The organism is Niveispirillum sp. (assembly GCF_052437035.1).
In the GTDB taxonomy this organism is placed as follows: domain Bacteria; phylum Pseudomonadota; class Alphaproteobacteria; order Azospirillales; family Azospirillaceae; genus Niveispirillum.
This window is the reverse complement of the sequence record NZ_JBQVOH010000004.1, coordinates 361,641-385,018: the sequence shown is the minus strand read 5'-3', so window position 1 is coordinate 385,018 and position 23,378 is coordinate 361,641. Positions and strand designations below refer to the sequence as shown.

Genomic DNA, 23,378 nt, shown 5'->3' with positions numbered 1-23,378 from the left:
GGGGTTATTGTTCTTGTTTTGTTCTATTTGGCAAGTGCTGAATCCGAAGTGCTCGGTTTGTTGGTCAGTCTCCTCGCTGCTGCTGAAAGGCCTGCATGGTTGCTGTCACCCATTCCACAAAGGCCTTCACGGGCGGGCGGCGGAAATGCGGGGCGGGGGCGACCAGATGATAGGCGTCATAGATGGCCGTCTGCGGATAGGGGCGCACCAGCCGGCCTGCCGCCACATCATCGGCGGCCAGGATCGTGTCGCCCAGGGCCAGACCCTGCCCCGCCAGGGCCGAATCGATGGCATTGCCGGCATCATAGAAGCGGGTGCCGCGCAAGGGCGCCGTCACCACCACGCCCGCCGCCCGGAACCAGCAATGCCAGGGCATGTCCATCTCCTCCAGCAGCAGGTCGCCTTCCAGCAGGCGGGCCGGATCGGCGGGAAGCCGTGCGGCCAGTTGCGGGGCGCAGACGGGGAAATTGACGACCACGGACAGAAGCTGGGCCTGCAACCCCGGCCAGGGGCCGCTGCCATAGCGGATGCCCAGATCGGCCCCGCCCTTGCGGAAATCGGCGGCCACGCGGGTGGCATCCACCACGACCTCCACCTCTGGATGGCGCGCGCGGAAATCGCCCAGGCGGGGGATCAGCCAGCGTTGGGCAAAGGATGGCTCCACCGACAGGATCAGGCGCGACCGCCCGGCCACGGGCGGGGCCGCACGCAACAGGCCCGTCGCCCCCTCGATCAGATCGAAGGCCGCCACGGCGGCATCACGATAGGCACGGCCCGCATCGGTCAGCATCAGGCCGCGATTATGGCGGGTGAACAGGGTACAGCCCAGCCAGGCCTCCAGATCCTTGATCTGCCGCGACAGTGCAGGGTGGGCCACGTTCAGTTCTTCTGCCGCCCGGCTCAGGCTTTCATGGCGGGCCGCCGCCTCAAAGGCGCGCAGTTGGGTCAGGGGTGGCAGGCGGCGCATCGTGATCCCCGCAAGGTCAATCTCCCAGGGCGACAACTGTCGCCTGAGGGTACAGATGTAACTAAAAATTACAGCGACTGTATTTGATTGATATTCGACGTCAAGCGGGGCTTCCGCGATGATGGCGCCAACGACATTCCATCCCTTAACCCAAGGATAATCGCCATGTTGCGCCGCACCTTCATCCAAGGACCTGCCAGTTGGCCCTTCGCCACGCTGTTCAGCCTTCTTTCCTGCCGTTTTTCGCCGATTTCCCCCTGCCAGCGGCATTGACAGGGGGGGTGGTTTGCGGCAGTTGAAAGGCACCCCAGTGCCGGGCGGACGGCCGCCCAATGCCTGATAGATTGCCGGGACTGATCAAGATGACCGACGTCGCCAACGCCGACGCCCCCCAGATGCCGCTGCTGTACAAGAACCCCGTCGCCGTGAGCGCGCAGCATCACGCCGATGTGAAGGTCAAGCGCAACCGCACCTTCCGCTATTGCGCCAATATCCACGCCGTTCCGGTGCTGGCCGAAGAGATGCCGCAGCTGCAGAACCATTATCCGCTGGTGTTCGGGCCCGGCCCGTCGGCCGGCGTGATGGCGCTGCTGGGCTTGCGCGCGGGCGAGAACCTGTTCATCCGCGAGGATGGCACCTGGGCCTTCAATTCGCAGATCCCCGCCTATATCGGTCGTTATCCGTTCATCCTGGTCGAGATGCCGGAAGACAAGCGCCTGGTCCTGATCATGGAAGAGGATGAGGAAATCCTGGTTCGCGGTGAGGGTTCCGAGGGTGACCTGCCGCTGTTCAAGGATGGCAAGGGCACCAAGGAAGGCGAAGACATCCTGAATTACTGCGTGGCCTTCAACCAGTCGGCCCGCCAGACGCAGCTGTTCTGCGAAGAGGTGGAGAAGCTGGGCCTGCTGGTCGATCAGCGCGCCGAGGTGGTGACCCCGGAAGGCAAGCAGCTGTCGCTCTCCGGTTTCCGCGTCATCGACGAGCAGAAGTTCAACGAGCTGCCGGACGAGACTTTCCTGGAATGGCGCAAGCGCAACTGGATCGGTCTGGTCTACGCGCATTTCGTGTCGCTGGGCCGCTGGCAGAACCTGATCGACCGCCTGCCAAAGGGCGTCTGATCACCCTTGCCAAGGGACTAAGTCTGAAAGCCCCGGCGGTCCATACCGTCGGGGCTTTTTCTTTGCTGCTTACCCGGTTTCCTGCCCGTCAATGACCGAAAACCCATACGGAAGAAAGATGCAGGGCCTGTGGGGCCGGGCTATACTGCCGCCATCGACGCTTCCGGCGCTGGCCGGGGCAACAGGTCCGGGTCAACAGCGGCGGTGGCCACAATGAATCTTGAACTTCGCACCTTCTCCATCCGCGATGCCGCCGCCGAAGAGGATGAGCAGCGAATTGCCAGCTTCCTGCGGACGGTGGATGTGGAGCGGATCGACACGGCCTATGCCGATGCCGGCTGGCGCGTCCTGGTCCATTACCGCGACCTGCGCCGGCGGGAGGAGCAGGCCCAGATCGAATCGGCCATCCAGGCGGCCCTCAATGGCTGGCGCGGCGATGTCGCCCGGTCGCAGGGTATCAGCCGAGACGAGGTGTTGAGCAACAATCTGCTGGCCGAGGTGGCGCGTTTTGCCCCCACGACAGAGGTGGAACTGTCCGTCATCGCCTCCAGCCTGGGCGAAAGCAGCCACAAGCACGGGGCCGCCATCGTCGCTGTCGTCCGCCAGACGATGGAAGAGCTGACGGGGTGAGTTTGGCCTATCGCACAACAAAAAAGGCCGCCCAATCGGGCGGCCTTTTCTGTTGGGATCGATAATCCGATCAGACATCCAGCAGGATGCGTTCCGGGTTCTCGATGCATTCCTTGACGCGCACCAGGAAGGTCACGGCCTCGCGGCCATCAATGATGCGGTGGTCGTAGGAGAGCGCCAGATACATCATCGGGCGCACTTCGACCTTGCCGTTCACCACGACGGCGCGGTCCATGGTCTTGTGCATGCCCAGGATGCCCGACTGCGGCGTGTTCAGGATCGGGGTCGACATCAGCGAGCCATAGACACCACCGTTGGAGATGGTGAAGGTGCCGCCCGACAGGTCTTCCATCGACAGCTTGCCGTCGCGGGCCTTCTTGCCCAGCTCGCCAATGGTCTTTTCCACGCCGGCAAAGGACAGCTTGTCGGCATCACGGACGACCGGAACCACCAGACCCTGCGGCGTGCCGACGGCGACACCGATGTCGTAATAGTTCTTGTAGACCAGATCGGTGCCGTCGATCTCTGCGTTGACCGCCGGCAGTTCCTTCAGGGCGACCAGGCAGGCCTTCACGAAGAAGGACATGAAGCCCAGCTTCACGCCGTGCTTCTTCTCGAACGCGTCCTTCAGCTGGTTGCGCATGGCGATCACGTTCGTCATGTCCACCTCGTTGAAGGTGGTCAGCATGGCGGCGGTGTTCTGCGCTTCCTTCAGACGCTCGGCGATGCGCTGGCGCAGGCGGGTCATGCGGACCCGCTCCTCGCGGTCGGCCTTGGCGCGCGGACCCGACGGGGCCGGGGCGGCCTTGGGTGCCGGGGCCGGGGCGGGAGCGGCGGCCTTCGGCGTGTCGATGGCGGCCAGGACATCGCCCTTGGTCACGCGGCCATCCTTGCCGGTGCCGGCAATGGCGCCGGTATCGATGCCGTTATCGGCGGCGATCTTGGCGGCGGCCGGCATGACCGGGGCCGACTGCACGGCGGCCGGGGTCGGGGCGGCGGCGGCCACGGCGGGGGCCGGAGCGGCGGCGGCAGGGGCGGGTGCAGCACCCGAACCGGCACCGATCACGCCCAGCAGGGCGCCGACGGCGACATTCGTGCCTTCGGCGGCCACGATCTCGGCCAGCGTACCGGCGGCCTGGGCGTTGACCTCCAGGGTGACCTTGTCGGTTTCCAGTTCCACCAGCGGATCATCGACATTGATGGCGTCGCCGACCTTCTTCAGCCAGCGGGCAACCGTCGCTTCCGTGACCGATTCGCCCAGCGTGGGCACCTTGATTTCCGTCGCCATGTTCTGTGGCCTTCGTGTTTGGATGGTCTTTGTCGGGGATGGGGAAGCCGGCGGATCAGACCGTCAGCGCTTCGTCCAGAAGCTTTGCCTGCTCCTGGTTGTGGCGCTTCAGCATGCCGGTGGCGGGGGCTGCCGAATCCGGACGGCCCGCATATTTCGGACGACCAGCCTTATGGCCGATGCTGGTCAGCACCTTCTCGATACGGCGGTCGACGAACAGCCAGCCACCCTGATTCTCCGATTCCTCCTGACACCAGACGATATCGGCATTCGGGTACTTGGCCAGTTCCAAAGCCAGCGCATCGCCGGGGAACGGATAGAGCTGTTCCAGGCGGACGATGGCGATGTCCTTGACGCCCCGGTTCTCCCGCTCCTGATACAGGTCGTAATAGACCTTGCCGGAGCAGATGACGACGCGGCGGATCTTGTCATTGGCGACCAGATCGACACCGGTTTCATAAAGAACGCGGTGGAACGTCTGATCGGCGGAGAACATGGCCAGCGGCGACACCGCCAGCTTGTGACGCAGCAGCGACTTCGGCGACATCACGATCAGCGGCTTGCGGAAGTCACGGCGGATCTGACGGCGGAGCGCGTGGAAATAGTTGGCCGGGGTCGTGATGTTGCAGACCTGCCAGTTATCCTCTGCCGAACCCTGCAGGAACCGCTCCAGACGGGCGGAGCTGTGTTCCGGACCCTGGCCTTCCATGCCGTGCGGCAGCAGCATGACCAGACCGGACATGCGCAGCCACTTCGATTCGGCAGAGCTGATGAACTGGTCGATGATGACCTGGGCACCGTTCACGAAATCACCGAACTGCGCTTCCCAGATGGTCAGCGCATGCGGTTCGGTCAGCGAGAAGCCATATTCGAAGCCCAGAACGGCGGCTTCGGACAGCGGGCTGTCATGGACTTCGAAGCTGGCCTGGGTGCCCGGACGGATATGGTTCAGGGGAACGAACTTGTTCTCGTTCACCTGATCGACCAGCACGCAATGGCGGTGCGAGAAGGTGCCACGGCCCACATCCTGACCCGACAGACGGACCGGATTGCCTTCCAGCAGCAGGGTGCCGAAGGCCAGCGCCTCTGCCGTGGCCCAATCGATGCCCTCGCCGGACAGGATGGCTTCCTGCTTGGCCTTCAGCTGGCGCGCGACCTTGGAATTGACGTTGAAGTCATCCGGCGTCTTGCACAGCGCCAGACCCACTTCCTTCAGCACGTCCAGGCCAACAGCGGTGGTGCCGCGCGCCACATCGGCGGGCGCCGGGGTCAGACCCGACCACTTGCCTTCCAGCCAGTCAGCCTTGTTGGGCTTGTAGGAGGTGGCGGCCTGGAATTCCTGCTCCATCTGGGCATTGAATTCGGCGACATAGCCCTCGCCCTCGGCCTGGGTGATCACGCCTTCATTCACCAGTTGCTGCGCATAGAGCGCGCGGGTGGTGGTCTGCTTGGCGATGGTCTTGTACATCAGCGGCTGGGTGAATGCCGGCTCGTCGCCTTCATTATGGCCCTGGCGGCGGTAGCAGACGATATCGACCACGACATCCTTCAGGAACTTCTGACGGAATTCGATGGCGATACGGCTGACATGGATGACGGCTTCGGGATCGTCGCCGTTCACATGGAAGATCGGGGCCTGGATCGACTTGGCCACTTCCGTCGGGTACGGGCCGGAACGGCTGTACTGCGGCGCGGTGGTGAAACCGATCTGGTTGTTGATGATGAAGTGGATGATGCCGCCGGTGCGGTACCCCTTCAGTTCGGACAGCAGCAGCGTTTCCGGCACCAGACCCTGGCCGGCAAAGGCCGCATCGCCATGCAACAGCACGCCCAGCACGTTGGAACGGCTTTCGTCCGACGGCGGCACCTGACCGGAGATCTGGCACTGCTTGGCGCGCACGCGGCCACAGACGACCGGGTTCACGACTTCCAGGTGCGACGGGTTGGGCGACAGGGACAGGTGGATGGTGTTGCCATCGAAGTCACGGTCGCTGGAGGTACCCATATGGTACTTCACGTCGCCCGAACCCTGCACATCCTCGGGGTTCGCGGGGTTGCCCTGGAACTCGCTGAAGATGGCCTTGAACGGCTTGCCCATGACATTGGCCAGCACGTTCAGGCGACCACGATGGGCCATGCCCAGCACGATTTCCTTCAGGCCCATCTGGCCGCCGCGCTTCATCACCTGCTCGATGGCCGGGACCAGCACTTCGCCGCCTTCCAGGCCGAAGCGCTTGGTGCCCGTCCACTTCACCTGACAGAAGCGCTCAAACCCTTCCGCCGCCGTCAGGCGCTGCAGGATGGCCTTCTTGCCATTGACGGTGAAGTCGGTCTGGTTGCGGATGCCCTCGATGCGCTCCTGGATCCAGGCCTTCTGCTCCGGGTCCTGGATATGCATGAACTCCACGCCGATGGAGCCGCAATAGGTGCGCTGTACCGCGTCCACGATCTGGCGCAGGGTGGCGGTTTCCATCCCCAGCACGTTGTTGATGAAGATCGGGCGGTCCAGATCGGCCTCGGTGAAGCCGTAATGGCGGTAATCCAGCTCCGCATGCTCGGCCCGCTTGTCCATGCCCAGCGGGTCCAGCTTGGCCAGCAGGTGGCCGCGGACGCGGTAGTTCCGGATCAGCATCAGGGCGCGCAGGCTGTCCAGCTGGGCGGCGCGCACCTGTTCGGCGGTGAAGCCCTGCACCACGGGCGCGGCGGCGGCCGGGGTCGGGGCGGCCTTGTCACCCTTGGCCGCCTTGGCCGGGGGCGGGGCGTCCGGATCGGGTGCCCCGATCACCTTGGCGGTGGCTTTCGCCCACGACGCGCCGTTCAGTTCGGCCAGGATGGCGTGACCATCATCGCCCATTTCGGCGAAGAAGGACTGCCAGCTGGCATCGACCGAGGACGGGTCCTGCCGGTAACGGGCGTAAAGTTCCGCGATGAAGGTGCCGTTGGCGCCGAAGAGGAAGGACAGGCGCTCGCTCGGTGCTTGATCGTAGGGGGCCATTTGGGGTTCCGGTCGGAAAGGCCGCGACGTTGGATCGCCGGGGCCGGGTGCAAAGGCTTGATAATCCGCGACGGTTTTACGTCAGTGCATCGGTGTCATCAACATGCAGGTCTGCCGTGGCAGCCTTTTGCCGTGAGCACGGGTAGCATGACCAGCCGGACAAAGGTCGATTGAAAACAGACCATTCGTGCTAAAGATGGTATCGACCGGTGCCAAATCCAGGGAAAGTCAGGGAAAAATCGCCGATGAGCCGTCAGCCCCGTGCCGAACTCGCCAAAGCCGTCCTGCATGAGGCGCGCAAGCTGGTCGCCGATCACGGGCTCTCGGCCCTCACGGCACGCACCCTGGCACAGGCCGTTGGTTGTTCGGTTGGAACATTGTACAACCTTTACCCTAATCTGGACACGGTGCGCCTGCACCTGAATGCCGAACTCCTGGACCGGTTGCAGGTGGTGATGGCGGCGGCAGACGAGGCGGTGGCCGCCGACGCGGCGGTGGAGACGCGGCTGCTGGCCCTGGCCAAGGCCTATCTCAGCTTCGCCCGCTCAAACCTGAACCTGTTCCAGACCCTGATCGACAACCGCCCGCCCGTCCTGACCGAGCCGCTGCCCGACTGGCTGCTCGAACGCATCGTCCGCCTGCGCCGGGGGATCGAGATGGCCGTGGCACCCCTGATCCCCAATGCCAGCCCCGACCGGCTGGAACGCGCCGCCGCCACCACCTGGGCCGCCGTCAACGGTCTGGTGGAAGGCATCGTGTCCGGCAATCTGGCCCCGGTCAGCAGCGCCGACCCGGAACTGATGATGGCCGAACTGGTGGAAACGCTGGCGGCGGGGCTGCGGGTGCGGGGGTGATGCCGCGGCCGTGTGGTGGCGGCCACAATTCCGGCCATCTTGGGGGTCATCATCCGATGGTTGCCCCATGGTCCCCGCCGGGTCAGGAACCGTCCATGACCATCGCCTATGCCTTTCGCCCCCTGCTGACCGCCGGCATGCTGGCCCTGTCCCTTCCCGCTCTGGCACAACCGAGTGCGCAGACGACTATCCGGGAGGAACAGGTGGTCAAGGTCGATGGCAGGGCAGAAGTCTGGCGCCTGTCCTGGATCGGCCCCGTCAAACCCTTCTGCGGTCCGGATTCGGGCGACGATGTCATCACCATGCCCTGCAGCGGCTTTGCCTATGGCGAACAGGGGCGGCTGGTCCTGTCGCGCACGCTGCCGGGCGGTCAGCTGGATGACCGGCTGGACCTGTCCCCCCTGTTCGCCGGCAGTGACCTGACCGACCACGAAGGCAATGCCGTGCTGCCCCGCTGGCCCATCCTGGACGAAGATACGCACCGGCTGGTCGCGGACGATGCCACGCTGGCGGCGGAAATCCGGGCGCGCCCGCCTGTGGCGGTCATCAAGCTCGTCGATTACGACCGCGACCGCAAAGCCCAGGAATTCCTGATCCAGACGGATGTGCAGCCGGGCGGCAAGCGCTTCTACGTGGCCGTGGGCGTGAACCGGACCACGGGCAGGCTGGACTGGCTGCGCTCTGCCGCCCGACCGGACCGCCCCCTGGTCCTGAACTGGGCCGCGTGGCAGGCGCTGGCCAAGGGGGCGCAGAATATTGATGTGGTACGCTGGGATTGCGGCGATCATGGCAGCGAGGTTCTGGAAACTTATCGCCTGTCGGTCAATGCCGGGCGCATTGATGTCCGTCTGCGCACTTTCGCCTGTGCCGATGCGGGTGGAAACGGCGGCCTGCAGAAGGAGGAACCCTATTGAGTCTGGCACACCGAACGGCGGTAACCCTGCTGCTGGCCCTTTCCCTGGTTACGCCCGCCCTGGCGGCCGACACGCCGGACGTTCCGGCAGGGTTGTTGTCGAACCGGCTGTGCGGGTCGTTGACGGTGGCCATCGACTCGGTGCCTGGCAAGGGGCCGGCCTTTCTGCGCAGTTTCGATCATCCATCGGGGGCGGGCGCGCCGGCGGAGGATGCGCTGAAGAACGCGGCCTTCACCTATGACAATGCCCTGGCCGCCATCGCCCTGGTCGCCTGTGGCCGTGCCACAAAGGCGCGGCGTATCGGCGATGCGCTGCTGTCGGCGGTGGAGAATGACCGGGCGGGGCCGCAGGGTCGGCTACGCACCACCTATCGCGCCGGGCCGCAGCAGGAATTCCCCATCCCGCCCAATGGCTGGTGGAACCAGAAGGCCGGGCGGTGGGAGGAAGATGCCTATCAGGTGGGAACCGCCACCGGCAATGTCGCCTGGGCTGGTCTGGCCCTGCTGACCCTGGCCGATGCACTGAATGAGCCAAAATACCGGGCGGGGGCCGCCAAGCTGGGTGGCTGGGTCCTGGCCCATACGCGTGATGCCAAGGGGCCGGGCGGCTTTACGGGCGGGGTGCATGGTGACGGGACGGGCACCCAGGCCCTGACCTGGAAATCGGTCGAACATAATACCGACCTTGTCGCCCTGTTCGGCTGGCTGGAACGGGCCGGCGTGCCGGGTGGCGACTGGGCGTCGGGAAAGGCGGCGGCGCTGGGTCTCCTGAATGCGCTATGGCAGGCGGATGGGGGGTACTTCCCGACCGGCACGCTGCCCGATGGCGTGACCGTCAATGACGGCAATTCCGGGCTTGATGCGCTGCTCTGGCCCCTGCTGCTGCCCGAGTCGCCGCGTGATTGGCGCCGGGCGCTGAACCGCGCCAATCAGGTGCATGGCGTGGCCGGCGGCTATGATTTCAATGGCGACCGCGACGGCGTCTGGGTAGAGGGCACGGCGCAGGCGGCCCTGTCCTGGGCGTCCGTGGGTGATCGGGAGCGGGCGGAAAAGCTGCTGGCCGGCCTGATCGGTGATATCAGCCCTGGCGGCTATCTCTGGGCCACGCGTGGGGACAAGGTGTCCACCGGCTTTGCCATCGGCCCTGACAGCAAGGGGGCCGATTTCTTCTATTACCGGCAGCCGCATCTGGGGGCCACGGCCTGGGCGGTGCTGGCGGCCACGGGCTGGAACCCGTTCACGGGCAGGACCATCAGCCCTTGATGATGGGGGCATGCTTCTGGGATGCTGCCGCCATCGGCAATCCATAAAGAAGAAGCCCCCATGCGCCTGACCCTGCTCGCCACCGCGGCCCTTCTGGCCCTGTCATCGCCCGCCATTGCCCAGGACGCGCCCAAGCGCGCCACACCGGCAGAGGTGCTGGCGGCATCGCCCGCCGGCGACTGGCGCGTGCCGGTACCGGAGAATACCTTCTATATGGACCTCCCCGGCGGGCGCGTGGTCATCGAACTGGCGCCCGCCTTTGCCCCGGTGCATGTGGAGAACATGCGCAAGCTGGCGCGGGAGAACTGGTACGAGGGGACGTTCATCGTCCGTGTGCAGGATAATTACGTGACCCAGTGGGGCATGCCGGACGAAACGCCCAAGCCCATGAAGACGGCCCTGGACAAGCTGGCGCCTGAATTCACCATCAAGGACGGGGCCAGAACCCTGCCCTTTGCCAAGCTGCCCGACCCAGATGCCTATGCGCCGGAGGTCGGCATTTCCGACATCTTCCCCGCCGCGCGTGATCCCAAGACGGGGGAGGCCTGGATGACCCATTGCTATGGCATCGTGGGTGTCGGGCGCGGGATGCCGCTGGACAGTGGCAGCGGGGCGGAACTGTACACCGTCATCGGCCATTCCCCGCGCCCCCTGGACAAGGTCATCACCCTGGTGGGCCGTGTCCTGAAGGGGATGGAACTGCTGACGGCCCTGCCGCGCGGCACGGGCACGCTGGGCTTCTATGAGAAGGTCGAACAGCGCGTGCCCATCACCGCCGTGCGTCTGGCGGCCGATGTGCCGGTGGCGGAGCGGGAAAAGATCGAGGTCCTGTCCGGCCAGAGCGAGACCTACACCAAATGGCGCGATGCCCGCCGCTTCCGCCAGGATGATTTCTTCATCCGCGCGTCGGGCCATATCGATGTCTGCAACGCCATGCCGCCGGTACGGGTGGTGAAGGGCTGAACGGGACGACCCGATACACGCCCCTGTCTTGCGGGGCGTGTATCGGGGATCACAATTGCTTGGGTGCGTTCAGGCCCCGCTTCTTCAGCGCCTCAATGAATTTTCCGCTGGCGCGCTGGGCAACAGCCTGACCCCAGGCCTGGCCAACAGCCATGGATTGCTGGGTCAAGGTCGGCAGGCTGTTCAGCATCTTGATGCCAATCGGCGTCTTGTAGAAATCGATGACCGCATCCATTTCCGCGACGGTGAAGTTGGTGGCATAAATGCCGGCTATGGCATCCATGAATTCCGGCATTGAGGCCCGGACCTCGGGCAGGAAATATTCTTCCAGCGCCTCTTTCACCTCGGCTTCGTGGCCGGGATTGGCATTGTTCACCAACTGACCGATCTGGCCCACCATGGCCGTGGTGATCTGATCACTCAACTTGGCCATACCTGTGATGGCGATCAACTCCCGGGCTTTCCCCATGCGGGCGTCATATTCGGCCTTGTCCGTCGCGGCCCAGGCCGGCGAACACAGCAGAGACAGCGCTAGTGACAAGGTGACAAGTAGGGAACGTACCACGATAGCAACCTCGATCTGAGCGGTTTGACACTCCCGTCAGCCTATCCAATGTCTCCCTATGTTGCCAGTATCGGCTGTCTATATTGCAGTAATCTCGCGTAGCGGGGTGATGTTTCATAGCCGCTTGGGCAGCGACAGGCCGCGTTCGCGGGCGGCCCTGGCGAAACTGTCCCAGGCCTTGTCGGACACACCCTCTGCCCAGGCCTGACCCAGGGCCATGCTCTGCTGGATGATGGTGGGTGACATCGCCACCAGCTTGCGTCCCACCGGCGATTTGTAGAACCCGATCATCTGATCCAACTCCGCCGCCGTGAAATGGGCGGCGTAGAGGCCCGTGATACCGCGCGACAGTTCCGGCAGGGCGGCGCGCGCCCTGGGCAGGAAATGGTCGCGCACCAGGGCCGTCACCTCCGCCTCCCGTCCTGGATTTTCATGGGCCAGCAGTTCCTCGGCCTGGCGTGTGACGCTGACCAGGGTCTGGTCGGCCAGTCCGGCGGCACCGGCCAGTTCCATCAGGGTACGGGCCTTTTCGATCCGGGCCCCATCATCCCCCTTGGCGACGGCATGGGCAGGCAGCAGCAGGGAAATCAACAGCGGGGCAAGCAGCAGGATACGCACGGCACGGCACCTTTGGCGGCGGAACTCTGACGCCAAGCCTACCCGCCCGGCATCAAACCGTCAGCACCGATCCGACGCGCAGGTCATAGCGTCCCTGGTGCTGGCGCAGACGGTTGAAATCAATCCGGGTCCAGCCATCTTCCCCGAACCGGGCCAGATAGGGACCGACCTGATCACGGGTCAGCGGCGCCAGGGCCAGGTATTGCTCCGTCCCGCCGGCGTTTGCGAAATCCAGCCCCTCCGCATGGTCGCGCAGCCAGGCCAGGGCCCAGGCCCCCAGCAGGAAATGCCCGCCCATGGACAGCACCATCCGTCCCGCCGCCACTTCGCGCAGGGCATCCTCCTGCCAGTTCAGGCCGATGATCGACAGGTCCTGTCCCGGTGTGCGGCCCATCGTGATGGCAGCATCCATGGCGCCCAGGGCCATATCGTCATTGGCGCACCAGATGCCCTGGGTCTGCGGCTGCCGGCGCAGCAGTGACAAGGTGCGGTCGCGGGCCTCCTCCCGGCTCCAATTGACGGCAACCTGATCCAGAAGCCGTGCGTCGCCGTCCGCCGCCAGGACCCGGTGCAGACCATCCAGCCGTTCCTGTGCCGCCGGTGTCGCGGTAATCCCGCCCAGCGCCAGCAGGGGCACCGGTCCCTTCCCGCTCGCGCGGCGCCGGCAATCCGCCACCAGCGCCTCTGCCATGGCAGCCCCGGCTCCAGCATTGTCGGCCAGCAGGCTACCCAGAAATAGGGGGCTGCGTTCACGCGGTCGGCCCAGCAGGGCCAGATCCTCCGCTGCCAGGCCGCTGAACGCCAGAATAGCCGGTACCCCCGCCGCCTGTGCCGCCGCCATCAGGGGGGCGGCGGTCCGGTGTTCATTGACGATGATCATGTAATCCGGCTGCTGCGCCAGAATCTCATGCCCCAGCGACAGGACGCGCTGACGGTCGCGCTCCGCGTACTCGGTCAGCAAGGTAATCTGGAACCGTTTCGCCGCCGCCCGCATGGCAAGATCGGACATCTGCCAGAAACGGTCGCTGGCCCGCCCCGGATTGACGAACCCGACGCGCAGATGACGCACCCCGTGATGCGCACGCACCGGCAGCGCCAGCCCGGACAGGGCGGCGGCGGCCAGCAGCAGGCGGCGTGACGGGTGGATGGTCACGGTACTCATATGTTCAGCGTCGGGGTGTAGGACAGGGGCCAACTATAGCCTATCTGGTGCCGTTGCACACAGGGGAATGTCATCCGTGATGAACCGCCCCCGTCACATACGAAGTCATGTTGCGGGGGTCACACCCCTGCACCCCTAATGCCCGTGACGGGAAAATCCCGCAGCGTTTTGGGGGGAAACAGATGGATATGCGTGCGGACCGGCGGTTCGACAGGCCGGAGCTTGATGTTCTGCGCTTCCTGGCCTTCGTCGGTGTTTTTGGTTTCCATTACATCGATTACGCGCCGTTCGACCGTGATGCGCATCCGGTGTTCATGGCCTTCTGCACCATCGGTGCTTTTGGCGTCTCGATTTTTTTCCTGCTGTCGGCCTATCTGATCACCGAGCTTCTGTATCGGGAACGGGCGGTGATGGGCCGTATTGATGTGAAGCGGTTCTTCATTCGCCGCATCCTGCGCATCTGGCCGCTTTACTTCACCATGCTGTTCGGCCTGCTGGCGCTGGGCCGGGTGGTGCCGAAGGTGGCGCCGGATAATTGGCTGGCCGTGCTGTCCTTCATCACCTTCACCGGTAACTGGTACGTCATGGACCGGGGCTGGATTGCCGGCTCCTTCGACCCGCTCTGGAGCATTTCGGTCGAGGAGCAGTTCTATCTGTTGATCCCCTTTGCCATCGCGTCCCTGCTGCCGTGGCGGATCGTTGCCATCTGTCTGGGTGTCATCGCCGTCTCCTATGCCACAATCTGGCATTACGCCACGCATCCGGTGATGGGCGACAATGGCATGTGGACCAACAGTCTTGTGCAGTTCCAGTTCTTTGCCGCCGGCACTCTGCTATCCGTCTTGCTGCGCGGTCGGGCGCCGGGCTGGGCCATGCCGGTACGTCTGGCGGTGTTTGCGGCGGGGTTGGGCTGCTGGTTCTGGGCACTGTTCGATTTCGGGGTGAAAAGCTGGGATGCCCATCCCACGCCGGTGGGTGCCCTGATCGGCTGGGGTCTGGTGCTGCTGGGGGCCGTCCTTTGCTTCCTGGCGCTGCTGGGTATGGACCGGCGCTGGGCGCCGCGCTGGTTGATCTATTGGGGCAAGGTCTCCTACGGGCTGTACCTGTTCCACTCCCTGGTTCTTTACCTGACCTTCGGTTTGCTGATGGGCTGGTTTGGCGGCCCGCAATTTCTGCAGCGCGATCCGGGCGGGCCGGCCTTATGGGTGGGCACGGTTCTGTCGCTGCTGGCCCTGTTCGGTCTGGCGCATCTGTCCTACCGCTGGCTGGAAATGCCGTTCCTACGGTTGAAGGACCGTTACGCCCTGGTGGGAAGATAGGACAGGACAACCCGGCAGAAAGCGCCGGGTTCCTTGCAGGGGGCAAGGGGATGTTGCGGAATGCAAGGCATCGACATTTCCCAACCCCTTGGAATCATTGAGACGCGCCGAACTGGCCCAGAGATTGCTTCGTTCCCGCCGTCACCAACCGACGGGGACCATCATGGACGGCGGCACGCATCTTCACCTTCTCCCTTCCCAGGACAGCCAGACGGAAGCCGAGGGCAGTTTTGCCCAGTTGTACCGTCAGGCGCATGGCAAGGCCGGCCTGTCGCGGCTGGGTGTGGGGGCGATCCTGGACTGGCTGACCCGCCGGGGCGGGGATGCGCAGGGCATCGATACGCTGCTCGACGATGGGCTGCCGTTGACATCGGACAATCGCGACCGGGTGAAGGGCAATCTTTTCCTGTCCTACCTGTTCCATGATCTGCGCGACAAGCTGCGGGTGCATATGGAGGCGGCGCGCGATGCCGGCGACGGCCCCTTTGCCCCCCTGCCCAACGGCCTGACCCAGCAGCAGAAGCTGAACTGGCTTCGCGCCCAGGCCTGTATCAGCCTCAATCTGGTGCTGGATGAATGGGCTGCCGATCTGGCGGGCAAGCCGGCGCCCGCCTGCCCCTTCGCCCGCATGGCCCGCTTTGCGAAGGGCTTCTTCAAGGGTTCCGCCCTTTATGCCCGCGCCGACCATGACATGGTTTCCATCTCCAAGACCGGCAGCAATACCGCCCTGCATATGTGCTTCAGCCTGGTGGAGGCGTCGCTGCACCTGGGCCTGGACATGGCGGTGCCGGCCTGGCGCGACGCCATGTGGCGCAGCCGCAAGGAGCTGAAGACGCTTGCCGCCGGTAGCCTGGGCATGATCGTCACCTTCCTGCACACCTCCAAGCTGGAGCCGGAGGGCGAAAGTGCCGTGAACCCGACAACGGGGGAGGCCTGCGCCTTCAAGGTGGAGCATGCACCCGATGGCGTGCGCCTGCGCCTGGATGCCCGGTCCATCACGCCGTTCAGCACGGGCAATGACCGGATCTACACCGGCTGCCCAGCCTTTCATGTGTCGGGCATGATCGAGATGTATCTGGATTGGGTGCTGGATCTGGCCATCCATCATGACCTGCATCAGCCCGAACGCCCCGTCATCGACCGTCCCTGGCCGCAGCGCTGGCACCATGGGATGGCGGCGGAGTAACTATGACGCCCAACGAAAAAGGGGATGCGGTGACGCATCCCCCTTCTCTTTGAGCAAAACCGTGCTCAAACCCGCATTAGCGGGTTCAGCCAGCGCAGGAAACGGCCCGTCAGGCGCAACGGCGCGTCGGTGAAGGCGATGCAGATGCAGTCGCCATCATCATCGGCAACAGGCCGGTGATCGACACTGGGGTCGGTCGCCGCGAAATCGCCGCGCAGGTAATGGCCGGTATCGTCGGAAAAGCCGCCGGCCAGCACCAGGGTGAATTCATCACCGCGATGGGTATGCTGTGGCATACCCATGCCGGACCGGATGCGCATCATCCGCACCGCGCCGCCACTGCATTTCACATTGGCCTCATGCAGGCCAGGGATGGTGCGGCGCCAGCGGATATGATCGATATCGCCGCCGATATAGGACCGCAGCGGTTCCGGCAGCACGGGTGCCGGCCCGACCGGGGCCAGACGCCGGCGCGGCGCCTCCGCCGGTGGTGGTCCGTCCAGGCGCGACAGAACATCGGACAGAAGGCCATCGCTGACCGCCATGCCGGCATCGGCCGACAGCAGGGCGCCGCCAATCGCCTCCATCCCCGCTACCTCTGCCCGGCAGTGCGGGCACAGTGCCAGATGTGTGGCAACGACCAGGGATGGCGCCTCTGCCAGGGTGCCGGCGGCATAGGCCAGCAGCAGGTCGCTGTCCGGGTGGTGATGCGGGGTGTTGGTCATGCCGTTTCCCCTTCCAGGCTGCCGGCCATCAGCTTGCGCAGACGGGCCACCGCCAGACGCAGCCGTGATTTCACGGTGCCCAGGGGCAGTTGCCGTTCAGCGGCGATGGCGCTGTGCGCCTTATCCTCGAAATAGGCCATCCTCAACAAATCCGCCTGTTCGGGCGGCAACTCCCGGATTGCCCGGTGAAGTTCCGCCGCCCTTTCTTCCACCAGCATCGTTTCCATCGATCCATCCGCCTCGTCCGGCACCAGGGCCGGGTCGTTGGGGTCGATGGTTGGCCGCCTGTCGCGTCGCAGCCGGTCGATGCGCCGGTTGCGGGCGATGGCGAAAATCCAGGTGCTGACCGCTGCCTGCGCCGGGTCGAAACTTTCGGCCCGATGCCAGACCGTGACCATCACGTCCTGGATCGTTTCCTCCGCCGCCCCCGCCTCCATCCCTGCCCGAAGCAGGAAGGATTTCAGCCGGGGGGCGAAATGCTGGAACAAAGCGACGAATGCCTGCCGGTCCCGCTGACGCGCGACGCGCGACATCAGATCGTTCAGCCGGTCGATCTCGGCCTGGTCGGTCTTCTGCGCGGTCATGTCCGGCTGTGGCATCCTGCGGGCAACAAGAAGAGTGTCCGCAACGGCCAACCCGTCACGTCTGATCCTTCCCTTGGTGCCCGGACTATAGAAGCCGCTGTGTCCCATGCCAATCTTTACGAAGGATGTGGCAGAATGGATCACAGGCAAGTCCGTGCCATCCGAAATTATTTATCTGGAGGCCCCTGTTCCAGTTCCCGCAGGTCGCGCCCCCGCGTCTCCCGCCCCAGTGCGGCGATCAGCAGCAGCGCCCCCAGGGTCGGCACCGCGATCAGGGCGGCGGCGATGCTGAAGGCCGGGACGGCGGCGGCCACCGACAATCCCTGTGCCATCAACCCGCCCAGCTTGCTGCACCCCGCCACCCAACCGGTGGCGCGCGCTCGCACGCGCAGCGGATAATTCTCCGCCGTGTAGGGCAGCAGGATGGAGATGACGCCCGACGATCCGACAATGACGAAGGTCAGCGCCAGCAGCGGGCTGTCCCCCGGCGTGCGCAGCAAAAACAGCAGCAGACCGCCCGCCATCATGGCCACCATCAGCACCAGCGACCATTTCGAACTCCACCGCGCATAAAGGAAGGTGGCCACGGCGACAACGGGGATGGAGATGATGGTGGATTTGGCGATGAGGCCGCTGGCCGCCGCCACGCTCAACCCTTCTTCCACCAGCGTTCCCGGCAGCCAGAGCAGCAGCCCGAAATTCACCAGCCCCCAGGCCAGTGCGCCCAAGGTGAGGGCCGCCGTAAGGCCCAGGAACCGGCCCTGCACGGGCGGGCTATGGGTGTGATCCGCCTCCGCCGCCACTTCCTCTTCTGTGGCCTTGTGCGCCACGGCACCGAACCGGGCCAGCATGGCACGCGCTTCCGCCCCCCGGCCCATCTGCTGTAGGAACCGCGCACTTTCCGGCAGAAGCGGGCTCATCGCCACCAGCAGAAGGCCGGTGGGCAGGTTCAGGAACCACATGATCCGCCAGCTATAGACCGGTTGCAGCATTTCCGACAGGAAGGAGGCCGCGAAATAGCCGCCGACGGCGCCGATGCCGCCGATCAGCACCAGCATCCAGCCGCGATGGCGTGTCGGCATGATCTCTGCCAGCAGCGCATAGGCCACGGGCAGCATGCCGCCGGCCCCCGCCCCCATCAGCAGGCACATGAAGACGTTCCACCAGAAATCCGGCATGGCCCCGCAGATGGAGGTGCCGATGAAGACGATGGAGGACAGAAGGATGGCGGCCCGTCGCCCGTAAATATCGGCCAGCGCGCCCCAGATGAAGGAGCCGATGACCGTGCCCGTCAATGCCGCCAGCGGCAGCCAGGCCACCATGGCGCGGTCCACCTGATACTCGGCCCGCATGCCGGGCGTGACGAAGCCCAGGCTGGCCGGCTTCATGATATCGATGATCAGGGCCAGGGCCAGCAGGCCCGCCATGCCCCAATGCGCCCGCGTCAACGGGGCATCTTCCGGTGGGGCGATGGTTTCGATGATGCGCTCATGCCGGGGCAGTTGCTTGGGCAGAAGGCCGAACGCGGCCAGCCCGATCCCCACCACGATCAGGGCCATGCCCCAGTACATCTCCGCATCCATGGGCATGCCGACCAGGACATAGCCCATGTCGGCGCCCATCAGATACATCGGGATGTGCAGCACGACGCCGACCGTCACCACGGCGCAGCCCAACCAGAATACCAGCGCATTGCGCCGGTCGCCGACGGCGGAAAGGGTCGTGGACACGTGATTTCCCCCCAGTATCCGGCAAAACCCGGCCCCCGCCGGTCCCGCCCCATATCCCAGGCCGATATAGGGCAGGTTTCCAATCGGCGAAAGCGGAATCATCGATGCCGCTTTACAGGCGCTAGCTTTCAGTTCCTCAAACGCCTGCGCCGCATCTGCGGCTTGGCTTCACGCGGCATGTGCCGCGCGGCGACAGTCGCCGCCGGAACTGTTTCCGGTCGCTCCGATGGGGGCTGGGGGGTATGCGTTCAAGATGGGGGTGCGGATGGCCGCCATCAATCAACTGCATGGCTTCTGTGACGAAACGCACATCGAACGTCGTTCAAATTCCGCTACACAGTCCTCACCGCGATGATGAATGACGGCTTCGAACAAGAAATCGCCACAATCGCAATAACGAGTGAGCCAAATGGTCCTCAAGGAAGCGCTGAACATTGGCGCCACAGATGAACTGTGCCTTGTGGTACCACATATGGAGAGAAAAATGTCGCGTATTGCTTCTGCCCTGCTTGGTGGTGTTGCTCTGGTCGCCGTTGGCGCCGCTCCGTCGCTGGCGCAGTCGCCCTTCGACGGTGCCTATGTCGGTGCCTTCACCGGCTACACGGACAATAATGCTTCCGCCGCTTCCGGTGCCGCCCGCGCCGATATCGACAGCGACGGCTGGCTGTATGGTGCCTATGCCGGCTACGGCAAGACCTTCGATCAGTTCTATTTCGGTGCCGAAGCCGAAATCGGCTCGGCCAGCCTGTCGGGCAATGCCGGCACGGTCGCCGGTCTGCCGACCAAGCTGGACGCTAATGAAAGCTGGGGTCTGTCGGCCCGCGCCGGTTACCTGCTGAATGACAGCACCCTGCTCTATGCCCGTGCCGGCTGGCAGCGCACCAATTACGACGTGACCGTCGGCACCGGTGCGACCCAGGTCAAGGCCAGCGATAACCTGGACGGCTATCGTCTGGGCGGCGGTCTGGAATATGCCGTGACCGACAATGTCCTGGTCCGGACCGAGTACAACTACGTCAACTACGACAACACCAACTTCCGTGAGAACCAGGTGCGCGTGGGCGTTGCCTACCGCTTCTAAGGTTTTCAGGAAGCGCTTCCCCCGTCCCGGACCGCAGCCCCACAGCGGCCGGGATGGTTGGCGGGCCTGAATCCGCCCTCATGACAGGCCCGCCCCGTCGCCCCCGGCACCGTCCCCACGGTGCCGGGGGCTTCGCGTTTATGGGCGCCCCGTGTTGGCGTGAGCGGCGTTCATAAATTTGCAGGCCTGTGATAGGGATCACATTGAACGGCGTTCATATCGCGATAGAGATGGGCTCAGAGGCAGCCGGCAGAGGTGCCGCACCGGCCCGGACCCAGGTCGATTTTGACAGGGGGAAGGGATGATCGGATGTGGGGCCGCGTTCTGTCTATCGAACTGCCTCTGACCTTTTCCCCCCGGCTGGCGGCCCCACGACAGCCGGGATGGGTGCGGGCCTGTCGCCCTCATGCGGGCCTGCTTGTCCCCCCGGCATTGTCCCCACAATGCCGGGGGTTCCTTTTTCAGCGCTTGCCCGCCACGGCGCGGTCGCCGACATAGGGGTTGCTCTGGCGTTCCTGACCAAAGGTGGACAGACCGCCATGGCCCGGCAGGAAGGTGACATCGTCACCCAGCGGGAACAGCTTTTCCCGACAGGAACGGACCAGATCCTCCAGATTGCCGCCGGGGAAGTCGGTCCGACCGATGGAACCCTGGAAAATCACGTCACCGACGATGGCGAATCGGGATGGTTCGTGGAAGAACACGACATGACCCGGCGTGTGGCCGGGGCAATGCAGCACCTGCAGGGTCAGGTCGCCCACCGTGACCGTGTCGCCATCGACCAGCCAGCGGTCGGGCGTGAAGGGCCGGGAATAGGGCATGCCGTAACCGGCCCCATGTTCCCTCAGCGCGATGATCCAGTAATTATCCTCAATGGCCGGCCCTTCGACGGGGACCTTCAACAGGTCCTTCAGGTCGGCCACGGCGGCGGCATGGTCGACATGACCATGGGTCACCAGGATGCGTTCGACCGTCAGCCCGTTCTGCGCCACAGCCTTACGGATTTCCTCCACCCCGCCGCCGGGATCGATCACGGCGGCGCGCAGAGTCTTGGTGCACCAGATGATGGAGCAATTCTGCTGGAACGGCGTGACCGGGATGATCACAGCCTTCATGGGGGGTGTCGCACTCATCCCTGTCTCACGCCTTCCGTCGCACGAATTTCAATGCCGTATGCGTGGGTGACACCGCGCATACCGTGTTGTCAACCAGCCCGGCACCGCGCCCGGCGGCAAACACATCCTCCTGGGTGATGTCACGCCGCCCCTTGGGATAGATGACCCACAGGCCGGATTTGGGGCCAAGCCCCACCGCCAGCCCGGCCACCGCGTCGAGATCAATGGGATGATCGGCCACCAGCAGGATCAGGTCGGCATCATCGCCACCATCGCCGGCCACCCCACCACGCGACAGTTCAGCAGCCAGTACGGGGTCGGGGGCCTGTCCGCGCAAGGCCACCCGCTGCCCCGGCTTGAACCCCAGCTTGTCCAGCACACTTTTAGGGTTGCGGATGCGGTGCAGCCAGTCGGCGGCCTTGGCGGCACCCAGCGTCAGGGACAGGGTGCCATCGGGCGTGGTCAGGACCAGATCGTCGCCCGCCACACTGCCCGCCGTCAGATCGGCCAGCATCAGCTTCACCCGCATCTCCCCGCGCAGCAGCAGATGATCACCCTCCAGTATGGCCTTGCCGGTGCTGGTGGTGCCGTTCCAGGTGGCGGTGACGGTGGCCTCTTGTCCCATGGCGTTACACCCTTGCTGCCAATTCCCCCAAACCCCGGTCGCGGATGCCCAGTTCAGCCAGATGGTCGATCAGGCTGGTCAGGTAATCGATATTGCGGCCCGACTGTCCCACACCCTGACGGATCAGGGCGGCGGTGCCGTCCAGGCCCAGGCGACCGCAATATTGCGGGTGGGCGGGATCGGCTGTGAAGGTCAGGGCCGATACATCGCCATCCGCCGTCCTTACCTGCAGCCGGCGCGGGATATAGACGCGGTAGGCCATTTCACGTTGCCAGAGATAATCCAGAACGCCGGGCACCGCATCCGCGGCGACCCGATAGACCCGGCCCCGGCAGGACCCGCCCCGATCCAGGCCCAGCACGGCGCCCGGTCGTTCGGGCGTGCCACGATGCTGATGGCTGTAGATGCAGAAGCCGCGATGGTAACCGCGCAGCAGCGCCTCACGCTGTTCCACGAAGTCAAAACCCGGATTCCACATCAAGGAGCCATAGGCAAAGACCCAGAGGTCGGTGCCGGGCGGATGGTCAAAATCGGGGACGGGGGGGCTGTCGCTCATTCCTGGTTGCCGGTTCCATCTCGCAATCGCAAAATGGTAACGCAAGCCCGCCCCCCGTGCCAACGCGGATATCCCCATGCTGCACCGTTACCGCCCGCTATTCCTGGGTCTTTCTGTCGCCATCCTGCTGTTGCTGGCCTATACGGCCTGGTGGTCGACCCTTGCCTGGCGGGTGCGCGCGGCCCTGGCCGAGGCCCCGGCCAAGGCAATGGCAGAAAAGGGTGTGCAACTGGACCTGCGCGATGCGGTGGTGGGTGGTTTCCCGCTGACGGTCAGCGTCGAGTTGTCCGGTGCGCGGGCGCAATGGCCCAGCGGGACTGTGCTGGAAACCGGGGCCGTGACGGCCAGCGCCTTTGCCTGGGCACCCACCGATATCATCCTGTCCTCTACCGCCCCCGTGCGCCTGGACCTGGCGGGATCGGCCCGGCATGAGCCGGTGGTGGGCGGTGCAGGAGCGGTGCGGGTCGAGGCCAGCCTGGGCCTGAATGGCAAGCCCAAGCTGGTCACGGCACGGCTATCCGGGGTGGAGGCTGCAATGAAGGCAGGCAATGGCCGTCTGAAGGCGGCCGACGCGATCTTGACCTGGACCGCGCCTGCCCAACCGCCCGTCGGCCCCACCGACAGCCAGGGCCAGACCAGCCTCCTGATCAGTAATCTGGACCTGCCGGGCGCGGTGCCTGCCCCGTTGCAGCAGCGGATCGAACAGGTGGCTCTGTCCTATGAACCGCGCGGGCCGCTTCCGCCCAAACCCAGTGTGGAGGGGATGACGGCATGGCGCGATGGTGGTGGCACGCTGGAAATCCGGTCGTTCCGTGTGTTGTGGAGCGGGATGGACCTGCGCGCCAACGCCACCCTGGCGCTGGACCGCGACATGCAGCCAGAAGGGGCGGGCACGGCGGAACTGTCAGGGGCCGATGCCCTGATCGATGTCATGGGCACCCGTGGCAACATCCCGGCAGACCGGGTGGCCGTGATGAAACAAGGTCTTAAAGGCCTGACACGGCGCAGCGATGATGGGCGCGACGTGTTGTCGGTGCCCATCACCTTGCAGAACCGGCAGCTTTCCGTTGGCCCCATCGTGGTTGGGGTGCTGCCGGTGGTGCCGTGGAATTGAGGGGTGG

The 23,378-nt window shown here is 64.9% G+C and carries 22 protein-coding genes; 10 read left to right on the top strand and 12 right to left on the bottom strand.

Features of this window, described 5'->3' with window-relative positions:
• Window positions 1-64: 64 nt before the first annotated feature.
• On the bottom strand, window positions 65-967 hold the full coding sequence (gcvA, locus tag ACT6Q8_RS13590; protein ID WP_444732694.1) for a transcriptional regulator GcvA: 903 nt from the start codon (window positions 965-967) through the stop codon (window positions 65-67).
• 362 nt (window positions 968-1,329) lie between these two features.
• Between gcvA and ACT6Q8_RS13585 the strand changes: the two genes are divergently transcribed.
• A complete protein-coding gene (locus ACT6Q8_RS13585) occupies window positions 1,330-2,085 on the top strand; it encodes a SapC family protein (protein WP_158659866.1) in 756 nt (251 codons plus the stop codon).
• A 213-nt stretch (window positions 2,086-2,298) separates the two neighbouring features.
• Window positions 2,299-2,715, top strand: coding sequence for an HRDC domain-containing protein (locus tag ACT6Q8_RS13580; RefSeq protein ID WP_054170500.1), 417 nt, complete (start codon window positions 2,299-2,301; stop codon window positions 2,713-2,715).
• A gap of 70 nt (window positions 2,716-2,785) precedes the next feature.
• Here the strand turns inward: ACT6Q8_RS13580 and odhB are convergent, their stop codons facing one another.
• Window positions 2,786-4,003: a 2-oxoglutarate dehydrogenase complex dihydrolipoyllysine-residue succinyltransferase gene (gene odhB / locus ACT6Q8_RS13575; protein WP_054170483.1), complete on the bottom strand. Its 1,218-nt coding sequence runs from the start codon at window positions 4,001-4,003 to the stop codon at window positions 2,786-2,788.
• A gap of 55 nt (window positions 4,004-4,058) precedes the next feature.
• The gene (locus ACT6Q8_RS13570; protein WP_054170484.1) at window positions 4,059-6,998 is read right to left on the bottom strand and encodes a 2-oxoglutarate dehydrogenase E1 component; all 2,940 of its coding nucleotides are present in this window, start codon (window positions 6,996-6,998) and stop codon (window positions 4,059-4,061) included.
• Window positions 6,999-7,243: 245 nt separating this feature from the next.
• Between ACT6Q8_RS13570 and ACT6Q8_RS13565 the strand changes: the two genes are divergently transcribed.
• The 4 genes from ACT6Q8_RS13565 (at window position 7,244) to ACT6Q8_RS13550 (ending at window position 10,991) form a co-directional block, all read left to right on the top strand.
• On the top strand, window positions 7,244-7,852 hold the full coding sequence (locus tag ACT6Q8_RS13565; protein WP_054170485.1) for a TetR/AcrR family transcriptional regulator: 609 nt from the start codon (window positions 7,244-7,246) through the stop codon (window positions 7,850-7,852).
• A 95-nt stretch (window positions 7,853-7,947) separates the two neighbouring features.
• Window positions 7,948-8,766, top strand: a complete 819-nt coding sequence (locus ACT6Q8_RS13560) for a hypothetical protein (RefSeq protein ID WP_444732695.1) — start codon at window positions 7,948-7,950, stop codon at window positions 8,764-8,766.
• Entirely contained in the window at window positions 8,763-10,028 is a 1,266-nt protein-coding gene (locus tag ACT6Q8_RS13555) for a hypothetical protein (RefSeq protein ID WP_444732696.1), read from the top strand. The genes ACT6Q8_RS13560 and ACT6Q8_RS13555 overlap by 4 nt, the downstream gene beginning before the upstream one ends.
• A gap of 60 nt (window positions 10,029-10,088) precedes the next feature.
• Window positions 10,089-10,991: a peptidylprolyl isomerase gene (locus ACT6Q8_RS13550; RefSeq protein WP_444732697.1), complete on the top strand. Its 903-nt coding sequence runs from the start codon at window positions 10,089-10,091 to the stop codon at window positions 10,989-10,991.
• A gap of 49 nt (window positions 10,992-11,040) precedes the next feature.
• On the opposite strand, the gene ACT6Q8_RS13545 is transcribed toward ACT6Q8_RS13550, so the two are convergent.
• The 3 genes from ACT6Q8_RS13545 to ACT6Q8_RS13535 form a co-directional block, all read right to left on the bottom strand.
• Window positions 11,041-11,556 (bottom strand): DUF2059 domain-containing protein, encoded by a 516-nt coding sequence (locus ACT6Q8_RS13545; protein ID WP_156344904.1) that lies wholly within the window; start codon window positions 11,554-11,556, stop codon window positions 11,041-11,043.
• A 114-nt stretch (window positions 11,557-11,670) separates the two neighbouring features.
• Window positions 11,671-12,174: a DUF2059 domain-containing protein gene (locus tag ACT6Q8_RS13540; protein WP_444732698.1), complete on the bottom strand. Its 504-nt coding sequence runs from the start codon at window positions 12,172-12,174 to the stop codon at window positions 11,671-11,673.
• Window positions 12,175-12,226: 52 nt separating this feature from the next.
• Window positions 12,227-13,336 carry an ABC transporter substrate-binding protein gene (locus tag ACT6Q8_RS13535; protein WP_444732699.1) on the bottom strand — a complete coding sequence of 370 codons (1,110 nt, stop codon included), beginning with the start codon at window positions 13,334-13,336 and terminating at the stop codon, window positions 12,227-12,229.
• 182 nt (window positions 13,337-13,518) lie between these two features.
• On the opposite strand from ACT6Q8_RS13535, the gene ACT6Q8_RS13530 reads away from it, so the two are divergent.
• Together ACT6Q8_RS13530 and ACT6Q8_RS13525 are read left to right on the top strand one after the other, a co-directional pair.
• Complete coding sequence (locus ACT6Q8_RS13530) at window positions 13,519-14,655, top strand: acyltransferase family protein (RefSeq protein WP_054170491.1); 1,137 nt, start codon at window positions 13,519-13,521, stop codon at window positions 14,653-14,655.
• Window positions 14,656-14,818: 163 nt separating this feature from the next.
• Window positions 14,819-15,841: a hypothetical protein gene (locus tag ACT6Q8_RS13525; RefSeq protein ID WP_054170492.1), complete on the top strand. Its 1,023-nt coding sequence runs from the start codon at window positions 14,819-14,821 to the stop codon at window positions 15,839-15,841.
• A gap of 65 nt (window positions 15,842-15,906) precedes the next feature.
• Here ACT6Q8_RS13525 and ACT6Q8_RS13520 read toward each other — a convergent pair whose 3' ends face one another.
• The 3 genes from ACT6Q8_RS13520 to ACT6Q8_RS13510 all read right to left on the bottom strand — a co-directional run bounded on the left by ACT6Q8_RS13520 (window position 15,907) and on the right by ACT6Q8_RS13510 (window position 18,880).
• Window positions 15,907-16,566: a ChrR family anti-sigma-E factor gene (locus ACT6Q8_RS13520; RefSeq protein WP_054170493.1), complete on the bottom strand. Its 660-nt coding sequence runs from the start codon at window positions 16,564-16,566 to the stop codon at window positions 15,907-15,909.
• The gene (locus ACT6Q8_RS13515) at window positions 16,563-17,150 is read right to left on the bottom strand and encodes a sigma-70 family RNA polymerase sigma factor (protein ID WP_444732700.1); all 588 of its coding nucleotides are present in this window, start codon (window positions 17,148-17,150) and stop codon (window positions 16,563-16,565) included. Before ACT6Q8_RS13515 ends, ACT6Q8_RS13520 begins: the two co-directional genes overlap by 4 nt.
• Before the next feature lie 167 nt (window positions 17,151-17,317).
• Complete coding sequence (locus ACT6Q8_RS13510) at window positions 17,318-18,880, bottom strand: MFS transporter (protein WP_444732701.1); 1,563 nt, start codon at window positions 18,878-18,880, stop codon at window positions 17,318-17,320.
• A 484-nt stretch (window positions 18,881-19,364) separates the two neighbouring features.
• Between ACT6Q8_RS13510 and ACT6Q8_RS13505 the strand changes: the two genes are divergently transcribed.
• Window positions 19,365-19,961: an outer membrane protein gene (locus ACT6Q8_RS13505; protein WP_054170494.1), complete on the top strand. Its 597-nt coding sequence runs from the start codon at window positions 19,365-19,367 to the stop codon at window positions 19,959-19,961.
• A 461-nt stretch (window positions 19,962-20,422) separates the two neighbouring features.
• Here the strand turns inward: ACT6Q8_RS13505 and ACT6Q8_RS13500 are convergent, their stop codons facing one another.
• Genes ACT6Q8_RS13500 through ACT6Q8_RS13490 form a run of 3 tightly spaced genes read right to left on the bottom strand, consistent with a single transcriptional unit; the run spans window position 20,423 to window position 22,257 of the window.
• Window positions 20,423-21,094: an MBL fold metallo-hydrolase gene (locus ACT6Q8_RS13500; protein WP_444732702.1), complete on the bottom strand. Its 672-nt coding sequence runs from the start codon at window positions 21,092-21,094 to the stop codon at window positions 20,423-20,425.
• 7 nt (window positions 21,095-21,101) lie between these two features.
• Window positions 21,102-21,701, bottom strand: coding sequence for a hypothetical protein (locus ACT6Q8_RS13495; RefSeq protein WP_444732703.1), 600 nt, complete (start codon window positions 21,699-21,701; stop codon window positions 21,102-21,104).
• A gap of 4 nt (window positions 21,702-21,705) precedes the next feature.
• On the bottom strand, window positions 21,706-22,257 hold the full coding sequence (locus tag ACT6Q8_RS13490) for a gamma-glutamylcyclotransferase (protein WP_444732704.1): 552 nt from the start codon (window positions 22,255-22,257) through the stop codon (window positions 21,706-21,708).
• Window positions 22,258-22,333: 76 nt separating this feature from the next.
• Between ACT6Q8_RS13490 and ACT6Q8_RS13485 the strand changes: the two genes are divergently transcribed.
• On the top strand, window positions 22,334-23,371 hold the full coding sequence (locus tag ACT6Q8_RS13485) for a DUF2125 domain-containing protein (protein ID WP_054170498.1): 1,038 nt from the start codon (window positions 22,334-22,336) through the stop codon (window positions 23,369-23,371).
• The last annotated feature ends 7 nt before the right edge of the window (window positions 23,372-23,378 follow it).